19 protein-coding genes are annotated in these 18,186 nt (G+C 66.8%); 5 read left to right on the forward strand and 14 right to left on the reverse strand.

The window, feature by feature from the left end:
- Positions 1 to 97: 97 nt before the first annotated feature.
- From O3305_RS07615 to O3305_RS07630, 4 genes are read right to left on the reverse strand one after another with little or no spacing between them, the layout of a single operon-like run.
- Positions 98 to 895 carry a ferritin-like domain-containing protein gene (locus O3305_RS07615; protein WP_269575859.1) on the reverse strand — a complete coding sequence of 266 codons (798 nt, stop codon included), beginning with the start codon at positions 893 to 895 and terminating at the stop codon, positions 98 to 100.
- Position 896: 1 nt separating this feature from the next.
- The gene (locus O3305_RS07620; RefSeq protein ID WP_269575860.1) at positions 897 to 1,229 is read right to left on the reverse strand and encodes an energy transducer TonB; all 333 of its coding nucleotides are present in this window, start codon (positions 1,227 to 1,229) and stop codon (positions 897 to 899) included.
- Complete coding sequence (locus O3305_RS07625) at positions 1,229 to 1,702, reverse strand: peroxiredoxin (protein ID WP_184171121.1); 474 nt, start codon at positions 1,700 to 1,702, stop codon at positions 1,229 to 1,231. Before O3305_RS07625 ends, O3305_RS07620 begins: the two co-directional genes overlap by 1 nt.
- 10 nt (positions 1,703 to 1,712) lie before the next feature.
- Positions 1,713 to 4,400: a bifunctional [glutamine synthetase] adenylyltransferase/[glutamine synthetase]-adenylyl-L-tyrosine phosphorylase gene (locus tag O3305_RS07630; RefSeq protein WP_269575861.1), complete on the reverse strand. Its 2,688-nt coding sequence runs from the start codon at positions 4,398 to 4,400 to the stop codon at positions 1,713 to 1,715.
- 74 nt (positions 4,401 to 4,474) lie between these two features.
- On the opposite strand from O3305_RS07630, the gene O3305_RS07635 reads away from it, so the two are divergent.
- Positions 4,475 to 4,654 (forward strand): hypothetical protein, encoded by a 180-nt coding sequence (locus O3305_RS07635; protein ID WP_269575862.1) that lies wholly within the window; start codon positions 4,475 to 4,477, stop codon positions 4,652 to 4,654.
- 131 nt (positions 4,655 to 4,785) lie between these two features.
- On the opposite strand, the gene O3305_RS07640 is transcribed toward O3305_RS07635, so the two are convergent.
- Positions 4,786 to 5,442, reverse strand: coding sequence for a sigma-70 family RNA polymerase sigma factor (locus O3305_RS07640; protein ID WP_184171112.1), 657 nt, complete (start codon positions 5,440 to 5,442; stop codon positions 4,786 to 4,788).
- Positions 5,443 to 5,747: 305 nt separating this feature from the next.
- Positions 5,748 to 6,545, reverse strand: coding sequence for a response regulator (locus O3305_RS07645; protein ID WP_269575863.1), 798 nt, complete (start codon positions 6,543 to 6,545; stop codon positions 5,748 to 5,750).
- A gap of 302 nt (positions 6,546 to 6,847) precedes the next feature.
- Here O3305_RS07645 and O3305_RS07650 point away from each other — a divergent pair, with 302 nt between their 5' ends.
- The 3 genes from O3305_RS07650 to O3305_RS07660 all read left to right on the forward strand — a co-directional run bounded on the left by O3305_RS07650 (position 6,848) and on the right by O3305_RS07660 (position 9,328).
- Positions 6,848 to 6,994 (forward strand): NepR family anti-sigma factor, encoded by a 147-nt coding sequence (locus tag O3305_RS07650; RefSeq protein WP_184171107.1) that lies wholly within the window; start codon positions 6,848 to 6,850, stop codon positions 6,992 to 6,994.
- Positions 6,995 to 7,003: 9 nt separating this feature from the next.
- Positions 7,004 to 8,578: a sensor histidine kinase gene (locus O3305_RS23205; protein ID WP_269575864.1), complete on the forward strand. Its 1,575-nt coding sequence runs from the start codon at positions 7,004 to 7,006 to the stop codon at positions 8,576 to 8,578.
- Positions 8,579 to 9,193: 615 nt separating this feature from the next.
- Positions 9,194 to 9,328 carry an entericidin A/B family lipoprotein gene (locus O3305_RS07660; RefSeq protein WP_184171104.1) on the forward strand — a complete coding sequence of 45 codons (135 nt, stop codon included), beginning with the start codon at positions 9,194 to 9,196 and terminating at the stop codon, positions 9,326 to 9,328.
- Positions 9,329 to 9,386: 58 nt separating this feature from the next.
- Here O3305_RS07660 and tatC read toward each other — a convergent pair whose 3' ends face one another.
- The 5 genes from tatC to O3305_RS07685 form a co-directional block, all read right to left on the reverse strand.
- Positions 9,387 to 10,172 carry a twin-arginine translocase subunit TatC gene (tatC, locus tag O3305_RS07665; RefSeq protein WP_269575865.1) on the reverse strand — a complete coding sequence of 262 codons (786 nt, stop codon included), beginning with the start codon at positions 10,170 to 10,172 and terminating at the stop codon, positions 9,387 to 9,389.
- Positions 10,169 to 10,663 (reverse strand): Sec-independent protein translocase protein TatB, encoded by a 495-nt coding sequence (gene tatB / locus O3305_RS07670; protein WP_269575866.1) that lies wholly within the window; start codon positions 10,661 to 10,663, stop codon positions 10,169 to 10,171. Before tatB ends, tatC begins: the two co-directional genes overlap by 4 nt.
- A 52-nt stretch (positions 10,664 to 10,715) precedes the next feature.
- Complete coding sequence (locus tag O3305_RS07675; protein ID WP_184171096.1) at positions 10,716 to 10,952, reverse strand: twin-arginine translocase TatA/TatE family subunit; 237 nt, start codon at positions 10,950 to 10,952, stop codon at positions 10,716 to 10,718.
- A gap of 73 nt (positions 10,953 to 11,025) precedes the next feature.
- Complete coding sequence (scpB, locus tag O3305_RS07680) at positions 11,026 to 11,631, reverse strand: SMC-Scp complex subunit ScpB (protein ID WP_184171093.1); 606 nt, start codon at positions 11,629 to 11,631, stop codon at positions 11,026 to 11,028.
- The gene (locus O3305_RS07685; protein ID WP_269575867.1) at positions 11,628 to 12,362 is read right to left on the reverse strand and encodes a segregation and condensation protein A; all 735 of its coding nucleotides are present in this window, start codon (positions 12,360 to 12,362) and stop codon (positions 11,628 to 11,630) included. Before O3305_RS07685 ends, scpB begins: the two co-directional genes overlap by 4 nt.
- A 196-nt stretch (positions 12,363 to 12,558) precedes the next feature.
- Between O3305_RS07685 and O3305_RS07690 the strand changes: the two genes are divergently transcribed.
- Positions 12,559 to 14,316 carry a di-heme-cytochrome C peroxidase gene (locus O3305_RS07690; protein WP_269575868.1) on the forward strand — a complete coding sequence of 586 codons (1,758 nt, stop codon included), beginning with the start codon at positions 12,559 to 12,561 and terminating at the stop codon, positions 14,314 to 14,316.
- Between the two features lie 168 nt (positions 14,317 to 14,484).
- Here the strand turns inward: O3305_RS07690 and nagZ are convergent, their stop codons facing one another.
- From nagZ to argS, 3 genes are all read right to left on the reverse strand, one after another.
- Entirely contained in the window at positions 14,485 to 15,498 is a 1,014-nt protein-coding gene (nagZ, locus tag O3305_RS07695; protein WP_269575869.1) for a beta-N-acetylhexosaminidase, read from the reverse strand.
- A 216-nt stretch (positions 15,499 to 15,714) separates the two neighbouring features.
- Entirely contained in the window at positions 15,715 to 16,434 is a 720-nt protein-coding gene (locus O3305_RS07700) for an SPOR domain-containing protein (RefSeq protein WP_260396328.1), read from the reverse strand.
- A 10-nt stretch (positions 16,435 to 16,444) separates the two neighbouring features.
- A complete protein-coding gene (gene argS / locus O3305_RS07705; protein ID WP_269575870.1) occupies positions 16,445 to 18,166 on the reverse strand; it encodes an arginine--tRNA ligase in 1,722 nt (573 codons plus the stop codon).
- Between the last annotated feature and the right edge of the window lie 20 nt (positions 18,167 to 18,186).

An 18,186-nucleotide genomic window follows, 5' to 3' on the forward strand; every position in this document is an offset into this window, starting at 1 on the left:
AGCACCGAAAAGCGACCCGGCGACCGTACTTCATTTATCCACTGTCGCAGCAAGCAGCCCCTCCGCCTTCTGGACGGATGGCTTTTGGCCAGATGGATCAGGTCGTCGCAAGAGGTTGGTAATATTCCCGGGACAAACCGGCTGAGTCGCGCGCCGAGTCGTTGAACGGAGGCTTAATTGCTCCGCGAAAGTGACGTGCAACCAGCGCATGCCATGTTGCATGCGGGACACGGCCCAATTCGCGACAACGCGATTCGAACCAGGTGGTTCCCGCCCGGACATGGCGAATTTCATCGTTGACGATCCGTGTGAGGATGCGGGTGGTAACTGCATCATCCGCGGCGGAAAATCGCTCGATCGTGGCCGGCGTGACGTCTAGCCCGCGCGCTTCCAGCACCATCGGCACCACGGCGAGGCGGGCGAGCGAATCATGCGCGGTCTCGGCGGCGGCATCCCACAGCCCGTCATGCGCGGGCATGGCGCCGTAGAAGCTGCCGAGGCTTTTCAGCCGCCGATCGAGCAGGACGAAGTGCATCGCCTCGTCGGCGCCCACCCCCATCCAGTCATCGGTGAAGCCGCGCGGATATTCGCCGCCGAAGCGGCCTACCGCGTCGAACGCCAGGTCGATCGCGGAGAACTCGATATGGGCGAGCGCGTGGATCAGCGCGATGCGGCCGCGTTCGGAACCGCCCTTGCCGCGCTTGGGCATGCGGTTGGGCGGGAGCAACTCAGGCCGGTCCGGGCGCGCCGGGCGGTCGGGCATCGCCACATCGAAGGCGAAGGCGAGCCGGCCGAGCCGCCAGTCGCGCGCGGCGGCGCGGGCGGCCTTGACCTTGGCGGTCGGCGCCGCTGCGGTGAGCACCGCGCGGCAGGCTTCGGCAACGCTGCGGGTCATGTCAGGCGCGGTCCGATCCGGGGGCACAACCCTGCGGCATCTCCGGCGCGGGAACGTCGCCGAACTGCACCGGCATCGGGAACCAGCGGTTGCGCCCCTCCCCATCGCCGGCCGGCCATTTGAGCCCGCGCACCCAGTCGAGCACCGCCTTGTCGCGCGCCGCATCGCCCTTCGAATCGAGCAGGAAGGCGTCCACCTTGCCCTCGCGGTCGATCCTCACGCAGACGAGCGCCGCCGTGTTGAGCAGCGCGCGCGGCACCGCCGGCAGGTCCTGTGCCTGGGCGGCGGTGGGCGCGAACGCCAGCGCCGCCAGCAGGGCGAGCAGCCAGCGCATCAGCGGGCCTGCATTTCCTTGATCGATTCGAGCACGTCCACGGCATGGCCAGGCACGCGCACCCGGCGCCAGGCGCGGAACAGCTTGCCTTCCTCGTCGAACAGGAAAGTCGAACGATCGATGCCCATGTAGCGCTTGCCGTAGAGCTGCTTCTCCACCCACACGCCGAACGATTCCATCGCCGCGCCCGAAGTGTCGGTGGCGAGCGGCACGGTGAGGTCGTACTTGTTGATGAACTTCTGGTGCTTGATCGGCGGATCCTTCGACACGCCCAGCACCTCGGCGCCGAGCGCGGTGAATTCCGGGATCAGCGCCGAGAAGTCCTGCGCCTCGCGCGTGCAGCCCGAAGTATCGTCCTTGGGATAGAAATAGAGGACGAAGGGCTTTCCGATCTTGTCCGCCAGAGCGATCGCTTCGCCTTCGGTGCCATCGAGGCTGACCGCGGGGATCTTGTCGCCTTCTTCCAGTGCCATGTGAATCTCCTCAGGCCGCGCCGCTGACCGCAGCCCAGCAATGGCGGACCTCCTGCCGGGTCTGCTCCAGCTTCGCAACCACCTCGTCCCAGCTCTCGAGGCGGAGCGCGCGGGCGATCAGCGCCTGGGTGGGTGCGCGCGGCTCCTGCGCGTCGGGCGCGACGAGGCGCATCGTCACCAGCAATCGGGTGAGGAAATCATGCGCGGCCCGCATCGAGGGCGGCAGCAGCCCCTGCCCCGCCAGTTCGTCGATCGCCGGGCCTAGACGCGGCTCGAAGCCGGCGCGGTGGACGAGTTGGGTGACATGGACCGCGAACTCGAGGTCGACCAGCCCGCCGGGCAGCAGCTTGGCGTCGAGCGGGCCCTGGGGCGGCTTGTGGCCGGCCATGTCGGCCCGCATCTTCGCGGCTTCGGCGGGAATGTCGCGCTCCGGCCGGGCACCGCCGAGCACTTCGTCGATGATCGCCTGGACCTTCGCCCTGGCCTGGGGTGAACCATAGACCGGCCGGGCGCGGGTGAGCGCCATATGCTCCCAGGTCCAGGCGTCCCCGCGCTGGTACTTCTCGAAACCTTCGAGCGACACGACAAGCGGGCCCTGCGCACCCGAGGGGCGCAGGCGGGTGTCGACTTCGTAGAGCGGGCCCGCAGGCGTCGGCACCGAGAGCGCGGCCGTCACGCGCTGGCCGAGCCGGTTGTAGTACATCACCGCGCCGAGCGGCTTGGCGCCGTCGCTCTCGGCCGCATAGTCGCCGGTGAAGAGATAGACGAGGTCGAGGTCCGAGGCATGGGTGAGCGCCTGCCCGCCCATCCGGCCGAGCGCGAGGATCACCAGCTCGCTCTCCGGTACCGCGCCGTGATTGCGCGCGAATTCCTCGACCGTCGCGGCAGCCAGCGTCCCGATCGCCGCCTCCGCGACGCGGGCATAGCCGGCCGAGACTTCGAGCGGATCGCTGGCCCCCGCGACGATCTGCGCGCCCAGGGCGAAGCGCTTCTCGTTGACGAAGCGGCGGACGAATTCGAGCTGGTACTGATAGTCCGAACCCGGCTCCCAGCCGCGCATGCCGGCGGCGAGCGCCTCGATGTCCGGCACGGGCTCGAGCGCGGTGGCGTCGATCAGGCCGTCGAGCAGCTCCGCGCGGCGGCCAAGCTGCTCGGCCAGCGTCGGCGCCAGCGAAAGGATCTGGCCGAGCAGCTGAGTCATGCCGGGCTGGGCTTCGAGCAGGCGGAAGAAGTTGATCGCGCTGGGCAGGCGCGAGAGCATCGCGTCGAAGCGGGTGATCGCATGGACGGTGTCGGGCGCGCGCGAGAAGGCCTGGATCAGGCCGGGCAGCACCGATTCCAGCGCCTCGCGCGCGGCGGGGGTACGCAGCGCCGGATAGGTGCCGGCGCGCCAGCCCTGGACGATCCGCGTGGCGCCGTCAGGGCGCTCGAAGCCGGCGGCGGTGAGCTGCGCCTCCAGCGGCGCGGCTTCGCTGGGCAGGCGCTGCTCCTCTTCGCCTGCCAGGCTGTCATAGATCGTGCCGACGCGCGTGACATAGGGTTTGAGCAGCGTCGTCAGCGCGCCGCCATCTTCCAGGCCGTGGAGCCGGGCGACGTTGTCGAGCGAGGTCAGGCTATCGGGCAGCTCGTGTGTCTGGCGATCATCGACCATCTGCAAGCGATGCTCGATCGTGCGCAGCTGGACATAGGCTGCAGTGAGGTCGGCCGCCTCGTCCGCGCCGATCCGCCCGGCCTCGGCCAGTGCGGCAAGCGCATCGCGAGTGGCGGGCGCGCGCAGCGCCGGCTCGCGGCCGCCATGGATGAGTTGGTGGATCTGGGCGAAGAACTCGACTTCGCGGATTCCGCCCCTGCCCCGCTTGAGGTCATAGCCGGGGCCGAACGCCTGGGCCTGCGAGTAATGATCGCGGATGCGGCGGCTGATGTCGCGGATCTCGCGGATCGTGCCGAAATCGAGCGCGCGGCGCCACACGAACGGGCGGATCGCGTCGAGGAAATAACCGCCGAGCGACAGGTCGCCGGCGCAGGCGCGCGCGCGGATGAAGGCGGCACGCTCCCAGGGCAGCGCCTGGCTCTCATAATAGGAGATCGCTGCCTCGACCGGCAGCACGATCGGGGTGACTTCGGGCGACGGGCGCAGGCGCAGATCGACGCGCAGCACATAGCCATGCTCGTCGCGGACCTGGAGCAGCTCGACCACCCGGCGGCCGATCCGCACCGCGGCTTCCTGCACGTCCTCGCGCGGGCGGCAGGGCAAGGTCTCGGGGTCAAAGATCAGGATCGGATCGATGTCCGACGAATAGTTGAGCTCGCGGCTACCTTGCTTGCCCAGCGCGATCGCCGCGAAGCCACGCGGTTCGGCGTCCGGCGTGCGTTCGAGGATGGCCGCGCGGATCGCACGGTCCAGCGCATCATCGGCGAAATCGCTGAGCAAATGGGTGACACGGGTGAGGTCGAACCGGCCCGAGAGATCGCCCAGCGCGACGATAAGGGCCAGCCGACGACGCTCGATGCGCAGCCGTGCGCCCTCGCCCATCTCATCGGCGATGGCGGCCGCGGCGGCGCGGGGATCCGCGAGCGCGGACTCGAGGCCAGCCACCAGCGCGGCCTCACGCGTGAGCAGATGATCGAGGAACGGCGCATGCGCCCGGGCTCTCGAGATGGCGCAAAGAAGATCGGGAGGAAGATGCGTGTCAGTCACGAAATCGGTCACCTGCGAAACGGTGCGTTGCGAAAAGTCAAGCAACAAAAAGAGAACTGAATTGTTCTAGCAACATGAACCAGACGACTTCAGCCACGGCCGGCGACGCCCGCCAGCCCGCATATCGGGTCGAGGCGCCGCGCGCCAGCGACGCGATCGGGCTTGCGCTTCGCGATGCCTATGCGCGCGATCTGGGCCTGCCCGATGACATGGCGGCCATGCTCCGCCAGCTCAGCCGGGACGACCAGCGCTAGCCATCGCCCCTTTCCTCTTGGCATACCGAAAAGGCCGCGCTCCTCAGGGGAACGTGGCCTTTTCGTTGTGCTATCCCGGCGCCTGACCGTTCCCGGATTCGCCGGGGAACGGAGGGCCGAACTAGATACTGCTATTCCGACCGCGGCTCACGTTCGCGGCTGAGGTCCTCGACCTCGCCCATGATCGTATCGAGCGCGGTCTTGCCCTCGGCGGTGCCCGGCTCGATCCGCCGCGAGGGCAGCTGGCCCTCGCTCAGCAGATGCTCGAGCGCGACGCGGCCGCGCGCGACGCGGCTCTTGATGGTGCCGACCGCGACCTGGCAGATCTCGGCCGCTTCCTCATAGGCGAAGCCGCCCGCGCCGACCAGGATCAACGCCTCGCGCTGGGGCTGCGGCAGATGGAGCAGGGCGCGCTGCATGTCCGAAAGTTCGACATGGCGATCCTGACTGGCCGGTGCCGCAAGGATTCGATCCGCGACCAGATCATCCCACTCACCCTTGAACCGCGCGCGCCGCATCTGGCTCAAATAGAGGTTGCGCAGGATGATGAAGGTCCAGGCGCGCATGTTGGTCCCGGCCTGGAAGCGCTTGCGCGCGGCCCATGCCTTGAGCAGCGTCTCCTGGACCAGATCGTCCGCGAGATCGCGGCTGCCCGACAGCGAGCGGCCAAAGGCGCGCAGGTGCGGGATGACCACGGCGAGCTGTTTCTTGAACTCGGGATCGGAGAGCGAGACATGCTCCTGCGGCGCCTCGGTCCCCTTGTCCTCGGGCTGTTCGGACTGGCTCATTCGTTCCCGCTTGTTTGCGTTGGTCGCCAGGCGACCGTTTCCAGAGATAGGCTTGGTGTCCGCGATTGCCAGCATATTCGCGCCGATCTTTCCGTCAGAGAAGAAGGATAATCGCGAACGCGACGATAACCAGCACCAGGCTGATGCCCAGTACATAGCGCGTCATGTGCGGCGTCGTGCCGGCGCGGGCTTCCTCGGTACTGAGGTGCACAGAGTCGTCGTTCTCAGCCATGCACCTAAAACCAACGAAAGCCGTTTTGGGTCCGTACCATATGGAACCCGCACCGGATTTTTCGTGGGACGGCTCAGGCCGGAACGGTCGCCTGGTCGAAGAACAGTGCCTGGCTGATCGTCGTCTTCACGGTTTCCCGCTGGAACGGCTTGGTGATCAGGAAGGTCGGCTCCGGACGCTCGCCGGTGAGCAGCCGCTCGGGGAAGGCGGTGATGAAGATCACCGGCACCGAGAATTCGGCGAGGATGTCCTTCACCGCATCGATGCCCGAGCTGTCATCGGCCAGCTGGATATCGGCGAGCACCAGGCCCGGACGATCCTCCATGGCCAGCGCGACGGCTTCATCGCGCGTGACCGCGACACCGGTAACGTCATGGCCAAGGTCGCGGACGATCTGCTCGAGATCCATCGCGATCAGCGGCTCGTCCTCGATGATCATCACGCGGGTGCGCGTCTGGCGCTCGATCTCGGCCACGGCTTCCGCAACGAGTTTCTGCACCTGTCCTGCTTCCTCTTCGATCAGATAGCCGGCGTCCTCGATGCTGAATCCCTCAACGGTGGTGAGCAGCAGCGCCTGGCGCGACAAGGGAGTGAGACGGGCGAGCCGCTTGCGGGCGATCGCTTCATTCTCATTGGTGGTATCCTCGATCACATCCTCTTCCTCGAGGTGCGTCGACTGCCAGATCGCCTGGAACGTGCGATACAGGCCGAGCCGCGGATCGACTTCGCGGGGGAACTGGTCCGGCGCGGCGACGATCGCCTCGAGCGCCGCGCGCACATAGCGATCGCCTTCAACCTGGCTGCCGGTGAGCGCGCGCGCATAACGGCGAAGCAGCGGAAGGTGCGGCGCGAGTTGCTGTCCAAGCGACATGGTCGAACTATTCTCCTACGGTGCGGAACGGCTTGTTTCGGCTCCGTTCCGAGCTATTGCAATCTCAATTCGTGCCACCCGAAGGAGCCCCTCCCCGGATATTGCATCGCCTGTGGAACAAACGACGGGGGAATTGGTTTCATGGCAGATGCTGCGTAGTGTCGTTGCAGGTCCACCGTGTCGATGCGACCGGTGGCATTCGTTCAGGTCCGGACGTTGCATCCGGAACAGGTCGCTTTTAGTCCGAGCCGTGACATGCGTCACGGCGCAGGGGGGAATTGGTGCATTCCGCGGATGAGAAGATGAAAAAGCCGCCCAAAAATGATGGCGGAAAGGAAACCGGTCGCCCCGGTCGCAATGTAGGCGTGGCGTTGCGCCAGGCCTATGACGAGGCCTTGGGCGAAGCCGTGCCCGACGATCTGCTCGACCTTCTGAAGAAGCTCGACTAGTCCGCAAGCATGGAGATTTCGGACGAAGAACCGCGCGCCAGGCTTCGCCCGGCCGCGGCGCTGGGGGCTATGCCGACCGGCGCCAAGGTGTTCCTCTACCTGATCCTCAGCCTGTTGCCGCTCGCGCTGATCGCGCTGTTCACGACCCTGCAGAGCACCCGTAGCGCCGATACCGACACCCGCGCCCGGCTGCGCATCGCCGCCAGCGAAGGCTCGGACGTGCTGCGCGACCTGCTGGTCAACCATGTCGGCCAGCTCTCCAATGCGCTGGAAACGCTGGAGGCGGATCCGCACGACGCTCCCGCCTGCACCCGCCTGGCCGGCACCTTCGCCACCACTTCCGGCGCGCGATTCGCGATCCGGGACGGCGAGGACCGCGTGATCTGCGGCCAGAATTTCGTTTCCGCCGCGCAGAACCAGCTCCAGCCACGCCAGGTTCGCACCGGACTGACCGAGGACGGGCTGACGCTGCGCATCGGCGGCCGGCGCGGTGGCAGCGCCATTGCATATTATCCCGCCGCGGCGCTCGCCTCGATCGCCCAGCCGAGCGGCTTCGTCCCCGAATATGGCGCCGCGCTGCTCCGGCACGGCGACCGGCTGGTGCTGCGCAAGCTCGAAGGCGCCGGACCGCTCGACCGGCGCGAGACGGTGGCCAACGACCTCGGGCTGGACGGGGTCGAGCTCCAGATGTCGATGCTCGGCACCCCGATCACCTCGCCGATGATCATCAACACGGTGGTGCTGGTGCTGATGTGGCTGGCGGCGGCCGCGATCAGCTGGCTGGTGGTCGATATCCTGCTGATCCGCCCGCTGCGGCGGCTGCGCGCCAGCGTGGGCACCTATCAGCCGGGCGAAGTGCTCGACATCAAGCGCTTCGGCGAGATGCCCGCCGCCGAGATCCGCGAGCTGGGCGACACGTTCCGCGAGATCAGCCGCACGGTGAAGGAGCATGAGGCGGGCCTGGCCGAGGGCCTGGTGCGCCAGACCAAGCTCACCCGCGAAGTCCATCACCGCGTCAAGAACAACCTCCAGGTGATCGCCAGCCTGATCAACTTCCACGCCCGCAGCGCGAAGAGCGACGAAGCGACCGAGGCCTATGCCTCGATCCAGCGCAGGGTCGATGCGCTCGCGGTGGTCCATCGCCACCATTATGCCGAGCTCGAGGAGAATCGCGGGCTCGACGTGCGATCGGTGATCGGCGAACTGGCGGCGAATATCCGCGCGACCGCGCCGGAACGGGCCCAGGGCCTGGGCGTGACGCTCGACATCTCCCCGGTGCTGGTCAACCAGGACGTGGCGATCGCGGTCGCCTTCCTGCTCACCGAGATCGTCGAGCTGGCGATGAACTGCCATCCCGCCGCGCAGATCCGCATCTCGATCAAGCCGATCCCCGATGACGAGCACCGGGCGCTGCTCCGGGTTTCGTCCCCGGCCCTGGTCGAGAGCACGGCGCTCGAGACGCTCGTGGAGAGCCGCTATGGCCGGATCATCGGCGGCCTGGCCCGCCAGCTGCGCACCAAGCTGCACCATGATCCGCTGACCGGCGCCTATGAGGCGGCGATCGCGATTACCGGGAAGCCTTGAGGGATTGGGGCGAGACCCTGCTCTTCATCGTCATCCCCCGCGCAGGCGGCGATCCAGGGTAGCTCGGGATACGGGCGGGAAACCGCGCTCAACATCCATTTCTTCAAGTTTCCCGGCGAAGGCCGGGGCCCAGTCTCGACGCACCCTCGATGGCGTCGGAGCCTCAAGAAATGGCATTGCAACTGGGCCCCGGCCTTCGCCGGGGAACTGCTCAGGGCTAGGGAGCGGCCCTGATCCGCTCGCCCTCCACGCGCATCGCTCCTGACTCTGGATCTCCGCCTTCGCGGGGATGACGGGGATATTGGAGGGCATCTCAGCCCCAATCTTGATCTCGATAAATTTTTTCAAAAAAGATCGAGGGCCGTGGAACCGCTGACCGCCTGGTCCGTTTTGTACTTCGGATAGTGACCTTTTGCCCCCCCGCTCTCGCTATCCAAGACATGGGCCCGGAAGCGTCAACCCTCCCCCCCCCGGTGACGCTTCCGGGCCTAAAACTTTTCGGGGCCCTTCCCTTTTTTTCAGCATCTTCAACGCGTTGCTTCGCGAACGGAACGTTTGCGTGCGGATAAGCATTTCCCTTCCGACCCCAACGGGTTCGGTATCTGGAGAGTTAGGATGCGTAAGATCATCACCTGCCTCGCCCTTGCGGGCGCGGTGCTGGTTTCAGCCTGCAACACGATCGAAGGCGTTGGCCGCGACGTTTCGTCCGCCGGCGACACCGTCGCCAAGACGGCGGACGACGCCAAGTAATCCGGCAGGAAAAGAAAAGGCCCCTCCCGATCCGATCGGGAGGGCCTTTTTTTTTGCGTCAGGCTTCGGCCGCTTCGGCCTTGTCCTCATCCTCCGTCGCGGCGGGGCGACGGCGGCGGGTGAACCAGATCGCGATCAGCGAGAGGAAATAGAGGCCGACCAGCGGGATCGCGAGCAGCAGCTGCGAGCCGACGTCCGGCGGGGTCAGCACCGCGGCGATCGCGAAGGCTGCGACCACGGCGTAGCGCCAGGCGCTCTTGAGCTGCTCATAGGAGACGATCCCCGAGCGCTCGAGCAGCATCAGCAGCACCGGCAGCAGGAAGGTGATGCCGAAGGCGAACAGGAACTGCATGACGAAATCGAGGTATTTCTCGGCGTCGGGCATCGCGGTCTGCCGCACGCCGCTGTCGCCCAGCTCGCCCTGATAGCCGAGCAGGAAGTGCAAAGCGGTGGGGATCGCGATGAAATAGGCCAGCGCCGCGCCGGCGATGAACAGCACCGGGGTGGCGAGCAGGAAGGGCAACAGCGCCCTCTTCTCCTGCCGGTACAGGCCCGGCGCGACGAACTGCCAGAGCTGGGAAGCGATCACCGGGAAGGACAGCATCATCGCCGCGAAGAAGGCGACCTTGAGCTGGACGAAGAACGCCCCGAAGATCTGGGTGAAGATCACCTGGTCCTGCCCCGCCACCGCGAGCGGATGGACGAGGAAGCCATAGATCTCCTTCGAGAAATAGAAGGAGACGAAGAAGGTCACCAGCAGCGAGGCGACACAGTAGAACAGGCGGCGGCGCAGCTCGATCAGATGCTCGAGCAGCGGCTGCTGGGTGTCGTCGATGTCCTTCATTCGGCGGCCTCGGCAGGCGGCGCGGCCTTCTTGCGAGGCGCACGGGGCTTGGGAGCGGGCTTGGCGGCGGCTTCGTCCGCAACCTCGGGTGCAGCGGCAGCGGCAGCGGCCGGCTTGCGGGCGCGCTTCGGCTTGGGCGCGGGCGCCGAGACGGCGGGCGTTTCCTCGACGAACGCAGGCTGCTCGACCATCACTGGCGCGGCATCCTCCGCGGCGTGATGCACTTCCGGAGCCTCAGGCGCGGGCAGCGCGGCGGGCGGATGCTCGGACATGATCCGGGCATTCTCCTCGGCCCATTGCTTCTCGAGTTCGGCAAGCTCCGCCTCGCGGACCATGTTGTCGAAGCCCGAGCGGAACTGGCGCGCGACCGCACGGGCCTTGCCGACCCATTTGCCCACAAAGCGCATCGCCTTCGGCAAGTCCTTGGGCCCGATGAAGATCAGGGCCACGATGGCGACCACGACAAACTCGGGCGCGTTGAAATCTAGCATCGATCAATTCGCCAGAAGCGGTCCCCGGCGCCCTGAGCCGGGGACGATAGGGTCAGAGCTTCTCTTCGCGCGCCGTCTCGGCCTCGCGCTGCACGGTCGGCTCGGGAGCCGCCTTGCCTTCGATGCGGGTCGCCGGCTTGTCGTCGGCGTCGTCCTCGCTCATGCCCTTCTTGAACTGCTTGATGCCCTTGGCCACGTCGCCCATCATGTTCGAGAAACGACCGCCACCGAGCAGCAGGATCGCGATCAAGCCCAGCACGAGCCAGTGCCAGATGCTACCCATACCCATAACAAATCTCCTTGATTCAGGCCCTATCTAGGCCTCGCACGCACGAGCGGCAATGGCCTACGCGGGGTCGCCCCTATTCGTCGTCTGTGACAGTTTCACTTTCGGGCTCGTCGGCGCCCTCGCTTTCGCCAAGCGCCTCGAAGGCGAGGTCGACCGGATCGAGCAGACCGGCGGCCTTGAGATCGTCGATTCCGGGCAGGTCACGCCGGCTGGCAAGGCCGAAATGGGTGAGGAAGCCCTGGGTGGTGGCGTACATCAGCGGCCGCCCCGGCACTTCGCGGCGGCCGGCCGGGCGCACCCAGTTCGCTTCCATCAGCACGTCGATCGTGCCCTTGGAAATCTGCACGCCGCGGATCGCCTCGATCTCGGCGCGGGTGACCGGCTCGTGATAGGCGATGATCGCCAGCGTCTCGATGCCGGCGCGGCTGAGCTTGCGGCTCTCCTCGCGGTTGCGGCGGAGCAGATGGGCGAGATCGGCCGCGGTCTGGAAATGCCAGCGGTCGCCGCGGCGAACCAGCTCGACCCCGCGCCCGGCATAGAGCGCCTCGAGGGCCGCGAGCGCGGCGCGCACGTCCATCTCGGTGCCGACATGAGCGCGGATCTCGTCGAGGTTCATCGGGTTCTCGGAGGCGAACAGCACGGCCTCCACCGCGCGCGTGGCGGCATCTTCAGGGGTCATGCGGTCGCCTTGAGATAGAGCGGCGCGAAGGCCGATTTCTGCTTGAGTTCCACCCTGCCCTGCTTGGCGAGCTCGAGCGCGGCGACGAAGGACGAGGCCAGCGCCGACTTGGCATAGGCGCCGCTCGCGCCCTCGGGCAGGAAGGACTGGAGCGTGCTCCATTCGATCCGCGTGCCGATCAGCGAGGAGACGCGCGCGATCGCCGCTTCCAGCGTCATCACGTCGCGCTGCTGGACGACGTGCATCACCGGGCGGGTGCGCGCGCTGATCCGGCCATAGGCGGCGATCAGGTCGTAGATCTCGGCTTCGTAACGGGCCTTGCGCAGCACGCGCAGCCCTTCGGGGGCGCCGCGGAAGAAATTGTCGCGGCCGGTGCGGTCGCGCGCCATCAGCCGGGCGCCGGCCTCGCGCATAGCGTTGAGCCGCTCGAGGCGCAGCTGCAGGCGCAGCGCCAGGTCCTCGGGGCTCGGGGTCTCCTCCGGGTTGCGGGGAAGCAGCAGCGCCGACTTGAGGTAGGCCAGCCAGGCGGCCATCACGAGATAGTCGGCGGCCAGCTCCAGCCGGAGCTCGCGCGCCTCGTTCACGAAGCCGAGATATTGCTCGACGAGCTGGAGGATCGAGATCTGGCGCAGATCGACCTTCTGCGTGCGGGCCAGCGCCAGCAGCAGGTCGAGCGGCCCTTCCCAGCCGTCGATATCGATCTTGAGGGTCTCGGGCGCTTCCTCGGACATGTCCCGAGCTAAGCAGAGCGCCGCGGGAAAGTCACTTCCCGATGGCCGAAGCCGGATACGCGCCGTTTCGGACCCTGTTCCGATTGACGGGCGCTGCCGCGCCGATCAGGTTCGCGGCATTCAAGAAAGATAATCGCACAGGGTCGCCCTCGTTTGTCCGGCACGGCGTTTCACGCCTTGGTTTGGGGGAAATCTGATGTCGCACGTCCGCTTCTCGCGCGCCGTGAAGGTGCTGCTGTGCCTGTCCGCCGTCGCGCTGCCCGCCTCCACGGTGAACAGCCAGGCGCTCGATCCGTCGCCGCTGGTCTATCTCAACCAGGGCACCAGCTGGAACGCCTCCACCCGCGAGGACTTCTACTGGCAGGACCAGGGATCGCAGCTGATCCCCTATAGCTGGCTCCAAGGCCTCACCACGCCCGACGGCAAGCCGTTCCTCGCCGACAAGCTGCAGCGCTATGGCTATCTCGCCGATCGCTCCGGCACGCCCGGCAACCTGCCGATCGGCTTCACCCTCACCGGCACCACCGGCAACGAAGTGGTCGGGATGAACTGCGCCGCCTGCCACACGCGCGAAATCGACGTGTCCGGCACCAGCTACCGCGTCGATGGCGGCCCGGCGCTCAGCGACTTCCAGGGCCTGCTGACCGACATGATCGATGCGGTCGGCCGCGTGCTGGAAAGCGACGCGACCTTCCGGCCCTTTGCGGTCAGCGTGCTTGGCCCCGATCCCGATCCCGCGCTGGTCAGCGAGCTCAAGGCGACGGTGCAGCTCTGGTACACGCGCGAGGACACACTGCGAGACCGCGCCTATGGCACCCCCGATATCTGGGGCCTGGGCCGGCTCGACGCGGTCAGCATGATCTTCAACCGGCTGACCGGGCTCGATATCGGCAAGGCGCCGACCTATCTGATCCCCGGCAATATCCAGCCCGCGGATGCGCCGGTACGCTATCCTTTCCTGTGGAACGCCGCGAAGCAGGACATGACGCAGTGGCCGGGTTTCGCCGACAATGGCAACGACCTGCTCGGCCTCGCCCGCAACCTGGGCGAAGTCTACGGCGTGTTCGGCACCTTCCACCCGGTCAACAAGGGCAGAGGCCGGATCGATTTCCTCGCCAACAATTCGGCCAACTTCAACGGCCTGGGCAAGCTGGAGGGATCGATCAAGCTGATCGGCGCGCCCGTCTGGCCCTGGCCGGTCGACCAGAAGCTGGCGGCGCGCGGGCAGCAGGTCTGGGCGATGTCGACCCCGGACAGCCCGAGCTGCGGCAGCTGCCACGATCAGAAGAAGGGCCAGTTCCGCTTCACCTTCTCGGAAACCTGGGCAACGCCGATCCAGAATGTCGGCACCGATACCCGCGAATGGGATATCCTGGCCCGCACCGCCGACTCAGGCTCTCTGGCTGGCGGCAAGCTGGTGCCGCCCTTCGGCACCGCGATCCCGCAAAAGACCACTTCGTTCAGCCTGCTCGGCTTCTCGGTGGTCGGCTCGATCCTGCAGAATGCCGATCCGTTCAAGGCGAGCCTGGCCGAAACGGGCGCGCTGAAGACGAGCGGGAAGCTCCCCAAGTCGCTGCAGGACCTCGCCGGCGCGTTCGGCGAGAAGCCGATGGCGGCGTCGCCCGCGGCTGCGACGGCGGTGAAGCCTGGTTCGTATGAATCGCGGGTGATGTACGGGATCTGGGCCGCCGCGCCCTATCTCCATAACGGATCGGTCCCGACGCTGGAGGACCTGCTCAAGCCCGCGGCCGAGCGGCCGGCGAGCTTCAAGATGGGCCGCGCCTATGACATCAAGCGCGTCGGCATCGCCGCCGACCAGACCGGCAGCCATGTGGTCACCACCACCGGCTGCGACCAGCTCAACTCGGGCAACAGCCGGTGCGGCCACGAATTCGGCACCAAGTTCAGCGCCGAGGATAAGGCGGCGCTGCTCGAATATCTCAAGATGCTCTGAGGTGGTGAAGACGTTCGGAACGATACTCTAGCTGTTCCCCGGCGAAGGCCGGGGCCCAGTCGCAATCTCGTTCGTGAGGCTCCTGCGCCATCGATAGTGCGCCGAGACTGGATCCCGGCCTTCGCCGGGGAACGGAAAAAGCCATGCCTCGGTGCTGCCCAATCCTCCTCAGGCAGGCACAAGCGCCAGCAGTTCGTCCCGCTTCGCGATAAGCTCGGCGAAGTCCGCTTCCGGCTCATCCGCACCCGTCGTCGCCATCGCACGGTCGAGCCGTTCGATGCACTCGGGCGTCGCGTCGGGGAGCAGGCCGATGATCTCGACCATCTCGTCCATCCGCGCCCAGCAATCGAGCACCACATCGCAACCCGCCGCGAGCGCCTGGGTGGCCTTCTCGCCCGGCGTGCCGCTCAGCGCCTTCATGTCGATATCGTCGGTCATCAGCAGCCCGTCGAACCCGATGCGGCCGCGGATGATGTCGCGGATCACCGTCGGCGAGAGCGTGGCCGGGCGCTCGGCATCCCAGGCTTCGAACACGACATGGCAGGTCATGCCCATCGGCGCATCCTTGAGCGCGTGGAAAGGCGCGATGTCCTGTTCCAGCGCCTCGGCGCCCACCTTGACCCGCGGCAGCTCGAGATGGCTGTCGACCAGCGCGCGGCCGTGCCCCGGCATGTGCTTGACGACGCCGACAACGCCGCCCCGGCGCAGCCCCTCGACACAGGCCTGGCCGAGCGCGGCGACGCGCATCGGCTCGCCGCCGAACGCGCGGTCGCCGATCGCCTTGGTCACTTCCGGCGTCACGACGTCGAGCAACGGCGCGCAATCGACGGTGACGCCGACATCGGCGAGCATCATGCCCAGCGCGTGATAATTGGCCCGTGCCGCCTCGATCGCGGAGATCGGCGCGATATCGTAGAGCTTGCCGAACACCTCGCCCGCCGGGAAGGCCGGCCATTCGGGCGGCACCATCCGGCTGACCCGGCCGCCTTCCTGGTCGATCAGGATCGGCAGATCGGCGCGGCCGCTCAGTTCGCGCAGCTCCTCGGTGAGCGCGCGCATCTGCGCGCGGCTCTCGCAATTGCGCTTGAAGAAGATGTAGCCGAGCGGATCGGCATCACGGAAGAAATCGCGCTCCTCGGCCGTGAGCGACAGGCCGGAGACACCGAAGATTACTGGCTTCATGCCCCCGTCTTAGCGAAGCGCGGCGCGCCGGATAACCCCCTGTGCGGCGATCGGCCATGCCTGCGCGGCATGGCTGGGACTTAGTGATTCAGCTTCCTCGTTCCCCGGCGAAAGCCGGGGCCCAGGGTTTCTCTGCCAACTCACTTTGTTACCCTGGGCCCCGGCTTTCGCCGGGGAGCAGCTAAAGCAACGAAGTCCTTACTCCGCCCCCAGGAATCAATTCGCCACGTAGCAGCTCTCGCCCGCCACCTTGAGTTTGCCGCACAGCTCCTTGGCCTGGCTGTTCGAACCGGCGTTCACCCGCAGGCGGAACAGCGCCTTGCCGTCCTTCTCACCGCGCTCGACCGATTTGCCGAGCGGCGCGAGATAGGAGAAGCGCTTGGAAAGCCGCGCCCAGGCGACATTGGCCCCCGCTTCGTCCGGAAAGGCGCCGAGCTGGATCAGCGCGCCCGAGCCCGTGGCCTGGGGCGCGATCACCGGCACGCGCTTCGGCTGGGCGTCGGCCGCCGTCGCGCTCGACGGGATCGCCACCTTGGCATTCCGCTCGCCGGCAAGCGTCGGTGCCTTCTCGGCGACCTTCTTGCCGTCGACCGGCGCCTCGGGCAGCGCGCTCACGTCGATGCTCGAATTGCCGCTATTGCCCTGGCTGGTGGCGAAGACGGTATCGCCCTCGCCATCCACCTTCATGCCGCCGGGCTCGTCGGGCTTGACCTTGTAGTCGCCCGCGGGCGCGGCGATCAGCTCGCCATTGCCGACCAGGCTCTTCTGCTTCTGATACCAGTAATAGCCGAACGCCCCCGCGCCGAGCACGGCGAGAAGCAGCAAGACCAGCAAAAGAATACGGCCGAAGGAAACGCCTTCGCGATAGTCTTCCTCGACCGTCTCCAGCCAGGGGAGACGGTCATCCTCGCCGAATCCGGCCTCCCCCCCACGCATGTTCATTCCCTCACATCTCCTGGACGGCCTCTACGCCCATGATGCGGAGGCCATTTCGGATAATCTGCCCGATCGAGCGCGCCAGATAAAGCCGCGCGCACGTCAGCTCTACCTGATCGACGAGAAGGAAGCGACGGCTCGCATCGTCCTTGCCGAGATTCCACAGCGAATGGAGTTCGGCGGCCAAGTCGTAGAGATAGAACGCAATTCGATGCGGCTCGCGCGCCGAGGCGGCAGCCTCGACGATACGCGGGAACTGCGCGGCGGCCTTAACCAGCTTCAACTCATTTGTATCAAGCAGAGACAGGTCGACGGTGCCGCAGGTGATCCCGGCCTCCGCGGTGCGGCGACCGAGCGACGCCACGCGGGCATGCGCATACTGGACGTAGAACACCGGATTGTCCTTCGACGCCTCGACCACCTTGGCGAAATCGAAGTCCATCTGGGCATCGGCCTTGCGGGTCAGCATGGTGAAGCGGACCACGTCCTTGCCGACTTCGTTGACCACATCGGCGAGGGTCACGAAATTGCCGGCGCGCTTCGACATCTTCACCGGCTCGCCGTCGCGCAGCAGCCGGACCATCTGGACCAGCTTGACGTCGAACTTGGTCTCGCCGCCGGTCAGCGCCTGCACCGCGGCGACGATGCGCTTGACCGTACCCGCATGATCCGCGCCCCAGATGTCGATCAGCTGGTCGGCCGACTGCGCCTTCTGGAAGTGATAGGCGAGATCCGCGCCGAAATAGGTCCAGGCGCCGTTCGACTTCTTGATCGGGCGATCCTGATCATCGCCGAACTGCGTCGAGCGGAACAGCGGCAGCTCTACCGGCTCCCAATCCTCGGGCGTCTCGCCCTTGGGGGCCTCGAGCACGCCGTCATAGATCAGCCCGCGCTCGCGCAGCCAGGCTTCGGCCTGCTCGGGCTTGCCCGCGGCCTGCAGCTCGGCTTCCGACGAGAAGAGATCGTGATGGATGCCGAGCAGCGCGAGATCGGCGCGGATCATGTCCATCATCGCGGCGACGGCGATCTGGCGGAACAGCACCAGCCACTCGCTCTCGGGCGCGGAGACATATTTGTCGCCATAATCGGCGGCGAGCTTCGCGCCGACCGGCTTCAGATACTCGCCCGGATAGAGGCCTTCGGGGATCTCGATCGTCTCGCCCAGCGCCTCGCGGTAGCGCAGGTGCGCCGAGCGGGCGAGCACGTCGACCTGGCCGCCGGCATCGTTGACATAATATTCGCGGATCACCTTGTGCCCGGCGAATTCGAGCAGGCTGGCAAGCGCATCGCCCACGACCGCGCCGCGGCAATGGCCCATGTGCATCGGGCCGGTCGGGTTGGCCGAGACATATTCGACATTGACGGTGGTGCCGGCACCCACATGCGAGCGGCCATAATCGTCGCCCGCCTCGAGGATCGCGTTCAGCTCGCCACGCCAGGTGACGTCGGTCAGCGTCAGGTTGATGAAGCCCGGGCCCGCGATCGAGACCGCGGACACTTCATCGAGCTTCTCCAGCTCGGCGCCGATCTTCTCGGCCAGCGCGCGCGGATTGGTGCCCGCCGGCTTGGCGAGGACCATCGCGGCGTTGGTCGCCAGGTCACCATGGCTGGCATCGCGCGGCGGCTCGACGGTGATCGCACGTCGCTCCAGCCCCGCAGGCAGGTCGCCGGCGAGGACAAGCGCATCAAGGGCAAGGTTCAGATGCGCGGCGAAGCGTGCGTAAAGCGTCATTCACGGTTCCAGTGGTTGCG

Origin of the sequence: Sphingomonas sp. NIBR02145 (assembly GCF_027359115.1) — a bacterium.
Taxonomy (GTDB): Bacteria; Pseudomonadota; Alphaproteobacteria; order Sphingomonadales; family Sphingomonadaceae; genus Sphingomonas; species Sphingomonas kyeonggiensis_A.